The sequence below is a fragment of the Pseudomonas sp. yb_5 genome, assembly GCF_043103865.1.
Lineage (GTDB): Bacteria > Pseudomonadota > Gammaproteobacteria > Pseudomonadales > Pseudomonadaceae > Aquipseudomonas > Aquipseudomonas putida_Y.
In genome coordinates, this window is record NZ_JBICKE010000009.1 from 1 (window position 1) to 5,969 (window position 5,969).

Here is a 5,969-nt window from a genome sequence, read left to right on the forward strand (position 1 = left end):
AATAGCCTAAACGCGGGCCTTGAACAGTTCCTGATGCTGGCGGCACTGCTCCGCAGTGAGCATGAACACCCCGTGCCCGCCACGCTCGAATTCCAGCCAGGCAAAGTCCACCTCGGGGTACAACGCCTCGACATGCACCTGGCTGTTGCCCACTTCGACAATCAGCAAACCCTTCTCGGTCAGGTGGTCAGCCGCTTCGGCCAGCATCCGCCGTACCAGATCCAGGCCGTCGCTGCCGCAGGCCAGGCCCAGTTCGGGCTCATGGTGGTACTCGGCCGGCATGTCGTCGAAGTCTTCGGCATCGACATACGGCGGGTTGGACAGGATCAGGTCGAAACGCTGCCCCGGCAAACCGCCAAAGCCATCGCCCTGCACGGTGTACACGCGACCGTCCAGGCCATGGCGTTCGATGTTCTGGTTGGCCACTTCAAGAGCCTGGAACGACAGATCGGCCAACACCACCTCGGCCTCGGGGAAAACGTCGGCAGCAACGATGCCGATGCAACCCGACCCCGTGCACAGGTCCAGAATGCGCGCCGGGTCGCTGGCCAGCCACGGCTCGAAACGTTTTTCGATCAGCTCGCCAATGGGCGAACGCGGCACCAGCACCCGCTCGTCGACGATGAACGACATGCCGCAGAACCACGCCTCGCCCAGCAGGTAGGCGGCCGGTACACGCTCTTCGATACGGCGCTTGAGCAGGTGCTGAAGGCGTACCCGCTCGTCGTCCTCGAGCATGCAGTCCAGGTAGCTGTCGGCCACCTCCCATGGCAGGTGCACGGCACCGAGCACCAGCATGCGGGCCTCGTCCCAGGCATTATCGGCACCGTGACCGAAGAACAGATCATGCTCGTGGAAGCGGCTGACCGCCCAGCGGATGTAGTCGCGCAGCGTGCGCAGACGGGATGTGATCACGGGGTACTCCTATTTTCAGACCGGACAAAAGTCTAACAGCCCCACCCGCACATTTGTTCCTTTGCCTTGCCCAAAGGCTAGCCACAAGCCAGTAACCATGCCGCTTGCGTTGTCAACCATTCCCATTGGCGCCAAGGCAGGGGAGAATAGGTATACAAAAGCCCTATCCAAGGAGCCCTTGATGTCCGTTCCAACCACGATGTTTCGCCTCACTGGCCGCGACTATCCGCCGGCCAAGCTGAGCCACGCCAGCCTGATCATCATCGATGCACAAAAGGAGTACCTCAACGGTCCCCTGAAGCTGTCGGGCATGGACGAGGCCGTGGCCAACATCGCCAGGTTGCTCGACGCCGCCCGTAAAAGCGGCCGTCCGATCATCCATGTTCGCCACCTGGGCACTGTCGGGGGCCGCTTCGACCCCCAGGGGCCGGCTGGTGAGTTCATTCCGGGGCTGGAGCCGCTGGAAGGTGAAATCGTCATCGAAAAGCGCATGCCCAACGCGTTCAAGAACACCAAGCTGCACGAAACATTGCAGGAGCTGGGCCACCTGGACCTCATCGTCTGTGGTTTCATGAGCCATTCCAGCGTCAGCACCACCGTTCGCCGCGCCAAGGACTATGGTTATCGGTGCACCCTGGTAGAAGACGCGTCGGCCACCCGCGACCTGGCATTCAAGGACGGCGTCATTCCGGCCGCGCAGATTCACCAGTGCGAAATGGCCGTGATGGCTGACAACTTCGCTTGCGTGGCCCCCACCGCCAGCCTGATCTGAGCGGCTTGCAGGACCGCCCGGCAGCCGGGCGGAACCCGATGGGCAGCAGCAGGTCGAATTCCGGATATCCACCGAGGAGAGCGGAATGAAGCTTAAAGGCAGTTTCGACGCCAAGCGCCTGCGCCCGCGCGAACCGCGTAACTGGGGCGCCCGCCTGGCGGCCGGCCTGTCGGCCCTGCTGGCGACGCTGGGCGTGTTGCTGGCCATGGCCGGCGTCGCCGGCCTGCTGGGCAACTACCCTGCCCTGCAGGAACTCAACACCAACAAGCCACTGTCCAGCATCCTCACCGTGGCTGGCTTGTTGCTGCTGTGGCTGGGCGTGCGTTTCTGGCGGCGCAGCCGTATCCGCTTGCGCCGCGGGCGGGAGCTGAACCTGTCGCCGCACCTGATGAAGAAGCACGATTGATGGTTTTGCGTAACCTGTGCGGGCCTCTTCGCGGGTAAACCCGCTCCTGCAGGGATGTCACAGAGCCTGAAGGCGGCGGGGTACCTGTAGGAGCGGGTTCACCCGCGAAGAGGCCCGCACAGGCTGCACACGGCCCCACAGTCGCGTAAACTACGCCGCCTACGTGGAGGCATCATGCAAGACGACGATTTTTCCCTGTTCAAGGCCGAAGTGCGCGGCGTAAAACCGATCCGTCACGATCGTGCCGAAGTCGGCAAGCCCAAGGCCGATCGCCAAAAGCTGGCCGGCCTGCGCCAGGCGGCAACCGTGCGCAGTGACAAGGCTTTGGTCATCGATGGCATGTCCGACCAGTTCGTCATCGACGTAGGCGCCGAAGACGAGCTGATGTGGCGCCGCGACGGCGTACAGGAAGGCCAGCTGCGCAAGCTGAAGCTGGGGCAGATTCCGTTCGAGGGCAGCCTCGACCTGCACGGCATGACGGTGGAAAAGGCCCGCGAAACCTTGTGGGACTTCATCGCCGAAGCCACCAGACTGGAGGTCCGCTGCGTGCGGGTGACCCACGGCAAGGCCGCGCGCCTGGACGGCAAGCGCCCGATGATCAAGAGCCACGTCAACACCTGGCTGCGCCAGCACCCGCAAGTGCTCGGTTTTGCCTCGTGCAGTACCCGCCACGGCGGCACTGGCGCGGTGTATGTGATGCTGAAGCGAACCATGCTCGAAGGCCGCGACGAGTAACGCCGCGCTTGCAGCGCCGCCCTCACCGCCGTACCCTTCGTTTTTGCGATTTTTTCCCACAGGTAGATCCATGTCCCTGGAACAGAACTACACCGAGATCCTCAGCCAGATTGGCGAGGACGTCTCCCGTGAGGGCCTGCTCGACACGCCCAAGCGGGCTGCAAAGGCGATGAAGTACCTTTGCCGCGGTTATGAGCAAACACTGGAAGAAGTCACCAACAACGCTTTGTTCAGCTCTGACAACAGCGAAATGGTGCTGGTCCGGGACATCGAACTGTATTCGATGTGCGAACACCACATGCTGCCGTTCATTGGCAAGGCACACGTTGCCTACCTGCCAAAGGGCAAGGTACTGGGCCTGTCGAAGGTGGCACGTATCGTCGACATGTATGCCCGCCGCCTGCAGATCCAGGAAAACCTCAGCCGCCAGATCGCCGAAGCCGTGCAGCAGGTAACCGGTGCTGCGGGCGTGGCCGTGGTGGTCGAAGCCAAGCACATGTGCATGATGATGCGCGGTGTCGAGAAGCAGAACTCGACCATGATCACCTCGGTGATGCTGGGTGAGTTCCGCGATAACGCCGCCACCCGCAGCGAGTTCCTCAGCCTGATCAAGTGATTGGTTGCTGGCCCCAAGCCGACCCTTCAGGGTCGGCTTTTGCATTTCAGGAGTTGCCCATGATCGTCAAAGCCCTGCGGGTTGGCCTCGGCCAGCTCATCGTGTTCGGTGACTGGATCAGCCGCCCGGCCAAACGCAAGCGCGACGCCGCCGCCCAGGCCCGCATCGAGCAAGCGGCCAAGGGGCTGGCGCTGTACCAGTTCCACGCCTGCCCGTTCTGCGTCAAAACCCGCCGCACCCTGCACCGGTTGAACGTGCCGGTGGCGCTGCGCGACGCCAAGAACGACCCGGTGCACCGCCAGGCCCTGCAAGAAGGTGGCGGCCGGGTGAAAGTGCCATGCCTGCGCATTGAAGAAGCCGGCAAGGTGACCTGGATGTACGAGTCCAAGGCGATCATCGCTTACCTGGATGAGCGGTTTGCCGCCATCTGACTGACGCTGCAGATCCCTTGTGGGAGCGGGCGAGCCCGCGAAGCAGGCACCGCGGTGGTTGGCACGGGCTACGCCCGTGTTCGCGGGCACGCCCGCTCCCACAAGGATTGCGCAAGCGCCTGGAAAACAGGTCGGTTTTCAACCCACCATCGGCACATGCCGCGGGTGGCTGCTGACCCGCTCCAGCCAGGCCCTTACCGCCGGGTACTCTGCCAGGTCGAACCCGCCCTGCTGCGCCACATGGGTGTAGGCATACAACGCCACATCGGCAATCGAGTACTGCTCACCCACCAGGTAAGGCGTCATCTGCAACTGTCGCTCCATCACCCTCAACGCCTTGTAGCCGCCCTTGTGCAACTTGCGGTACTCGTCCAGGCGCTCGTCCGGCAGGCCCAGGTAGAACTGGATGAACCGCGCCACAGCAATATACGGCTCGTGGCTGTACTGCTCGAAGAACTGCCACTGCAACACCTGGGTACGCAGGCGCGGCTCGCTGGGCAGGAACTCGCTGCCATCGGCCAGGAAGTTGAGAATGGCGTTGGACTCCCACAGGTAACTACCGTCTTCCAGTTCCAGCACCGGTACCTTGCCGTTGGGGTTCATCGCCAGAAACTCGGGCGTTTCGGTCTCGCCCTTGAGAATGTCCACCGGGTGCCATTCATACGGCCGGCCCAGCAGGCTCAACATCAGCTTGACCTTGTAACAGTTACCCGACTGGTAGTCGCCATAGACCTTGTACATCGACCCTCCCTGCAAAGCAGTTTCGCAATTGCGCCCAATATGTGGCGACTGTACGGCTAAAAGCAATGGCCGCTGTATGGCAAGGATCAACCTTGCTCGCTGTAGTCTGAAAAAACTGCTTACACCTTTACAAGGATTTTGTTCATGACCGATGCCACTTCCGCACGTCTGCGGCCCCTGGCAGACACCTCCCCGTCGGCGGTGGTCGCCGGCTTCATTGCCATGCTCACCGGCTATACCAGTTCGCTGGTGCTGATGTTCCAGGCCGGCCAGGCAGCCGGGCTGACCACCGCGCAGATTTCGTCATGGATCTGGGCGCTGTCGATCGGCATGGCGGTGTGCAGCATCGGCCTGTCGCTACGCTACCGCACACCGATCACCATCGCCTGGTCCACCCCCGGCGCGGCGCTGCTGATCACCAGCCTGGGTGGGGTCAGCTATGGCGAGGCCATTGGTGCCTACATTACCTGTGCCTTGCTGGTGCTGGCGTGCGGCCTGACCGGCAGCTTCGAGCGCCTGGTCAAGCGCATTCCGGCCTCGCTGGCCTCGGCACTGCTGGCGGGCATCCTGTTCAAGATCGGCAGCGAAATCTTCGTGGCCGCGCAGCACCGCACATTGCTGGTACTGGGCATGTTCTTCAGCTACCTGCTGGTCAAACGCCTGTCGCCGCGCTATTGCGTGCTTGCCGCACTGTTGGTGGGCACGGCATTGTCCGGCGCGCTGGGCCTGCTGGACTTCAGCGGCTTCCACCTTGAAGTGGCCAAGCCGGTGTGGACCACGCCAAGCTTCTCGCTGGCGGCAACCATCAGCATCGGCATTCCGCTGTTCGTGGTGGCCATGACTTCGCAGAACATGCCCGGCGTGGCCGTACTGCGTGCCGACGGCTACCAGGTACCGGCCTCGCCGCTGATTTCGGCCACCGGCTTCGCCTCGCTGGTGCTGGCGCCGTTCGGCTCGCATGGGGTCAACCTGGCGGCGATCAGCGCGGCGATCTGCACCGGGCCGCATGCCCATGAAGACCCGAACAAACGCTACACCGCGGCGGTGTGGTGCGGGATTTTCTACGGCATTGCCGGGGTGTTCGGCGCCACCTTGGCGGCACTGTTCGCGGCATTGCCGAAAGAGCTGGTGCTGTCGATCGCGGCACTGGCGCTGTTTGGCTCGATCATGAACGGTTTGACCGTGGCCATGAGCGAGGCGCGCGAGCGGGAGGCAGCGGTGATCACCTTCATGGTGACCGCTTCGGGGCTGACCTTGTTCTCGATTGGTTCGGCGTTCTGGGGGATTGTGGCGGGGGTGTTGGCCTTGGTGATGCTTAACCCGCGCAGGGGGTGAGGGTTGTTGTTGCCTGTG

Annotated in this window: 8 protein-coding genes; 6 read left to right on the forward strand and 2 right to left on the reverse strand. The window is 62.9% G+C overall.

Translation table 11 applies throughout. From position 1 onward, the window contains the following. Positions 1 to 6: 6 nt before the first annotated feature. Positions 7 to 915 carry a 50S ribosomal protein L3 N(5)-glutamine methyltransferase gene (gene prmB, locus ACF8GF_RS00920; protein WP_021783085.1) on the reverse strand — a complete coding sequence of 303 codons (909 nt, stop codon included), beginning with the start codon at positions 913 to 915 and terminating at the stop codon, positions 7 to 9. Between the two features lie 181 nt (positions 916 to 1,096). Between prmB and ACF8GF_RS00925 the strand changes: the two genes are divergently transcribed. The 5 genes from ACF8GF_RS00925 to ACF8GF_RS00945 all read left to right on the forward strand — a co-directional run bounded on the left by ACF8GF_RS00925 (position 1,097) and on the right by ACF8GF_RS00945 (position 3,875). Next, entirely contained in the window at positions 1,097 to 1,687 is a 591-nt protein-coding gene (locus ACF8GF_RS00925; RefSeq protein WP_176685829.1) for a cysteine hydrolase family protein, read from the forward strand. 85 nt (positions 1,688 to 1,772) lie between these two features. After that, entirely contained in the window at positions 1,773 to 2,093 is a 321-nt protein-coding gene (locus tag ACF8GF_RS00930; protein ID WP_176685830.1) for a hypothetical protein, read from the forward strand. A 174-nt stretch (positions 2,094 to 2,267) separates the two neighbouring features. Then, complete coding sequence (locus ACF8GF_RS00935; protein WP_392487616.1) at positions 2,268 to 2,828, forward strand: Smr/MutS family protein; 561 nt, start codon at positions 2,268 to 2,270, stop codon at positions 2,826 to 2,828. Positions 2,829 to 2,898: 70 nt separating this feature from the next. Then, on the forward strand, positions 2,899 to 3,444 hold the full coding sequence (gene folE, locus ACF8GF_RS00940; protein ID WP_003252789.1) for a GTP cyclohydrolase I FolE: 546 nt from the start codon (positions 2,899 to 2,901) through the stop codon (positions 3,442 to 3,444). 59 nt (positions 3,445 to 3,503) lie between these two features. Beyond that, positions 3,504 to 3,875: a glutaredoxin gene (locus tag ACF8GF_RS00945; RefSeq protein WP_010952857.1), complete on the forward strand. Its 372-nt coding sequence runs from the start codon at positions 3,504 to 3,506 to the stop codon at positions 3,873 to 3,875. 138 nt (positions 3,876 to 4,013) lie between these two features. Here ACF8GF_RS00945 and ACF8GF_RS00950 read toward each other — a convergent pair whose 3' ends face one another. Continuing rightward, a complete protein-coding gene (locus tag ACF8GF_RS00950) occupies positions 4,014 to 4,616 on the reverse strand; it encodes a glutathione S-transferase family protein (RefSeq protein WP_176685806.1) in 603 nt (200 codons plus the stop codon). A gap of 144 nt (positions 4,617 to 4,760) precedes the next feature. On the opposite strand from ACF8GF_RS00950, the gene ACF8GF_RS00955 reads away from it, so the two are divergent. Next, positions 4,761 to 5,951 (forward strand): benzoate/H(+) symporter BenE family transporter, encoded by a 1,191-nt coding sequence (locus tag ACF8GF_RS00955; protein ID WP_209964282.1) that lies wholly within the window; start codon positions 4,761 to 4,763, stop codon positions 5,949 to 5,951. The last annotated feature ends 18 nt before the right edge of the window (positions 5,952 to 5,969 follow it).

Bases quoted from the DNA above. Each gene is read 5' to 3' on its own strand.
- ACF8GF_RS00925 (WP_176685829.1), top strand. From the start codon at position 1,097: ATGTCCGTTCCAACCACGATGTTTCGCCTCACTGGCCGCGACTATCCG.
- ACF8GF_RS00930 (WP_176685830.1), top strand. From the start codon at position 1,773: ATGAAGCTTAAAGGCAGTTTCGACGCCAAGCGCCTGCGCCCGCGCGAA.
- ACF8GF_RS00935 (WP_392487616.1), top strand. From the start codon at position 2,268: ATGCAAGACGACGATTTTTCCCTGTTCAAGGCCGAAGTGCGCGGCGTA.
- folE (WP_003252789.1), top strand. From the start codon at position 2,899: ATGTCCCTGGAACAGAACTACACCGAGATCCTCAGCCAGATTGGCGAG.
- ACF8GF_RS00945 (WP_010952857.1), top strand. From the start codon at position 3,504: ATGATCGTCAAAGCCCTGCGGGTTGGCCTCGGCCAGCTCATCGTGTTC.
- ACF8GF_RS00950 (WP_176685806.1), bottom strand. From the start codon at position 4,616: ATGTACAAGGTCTATGGCGACTACCAGTCGGGTAACTGTTACAAGGTC.
- ACF8GF_RS00955 (WP_209964282.1), top strand. From the start codon at position 4,761: ATGACCGATGCCACTTCCGCACGTCTGCGGCCCCTGGCAGACACCTCC.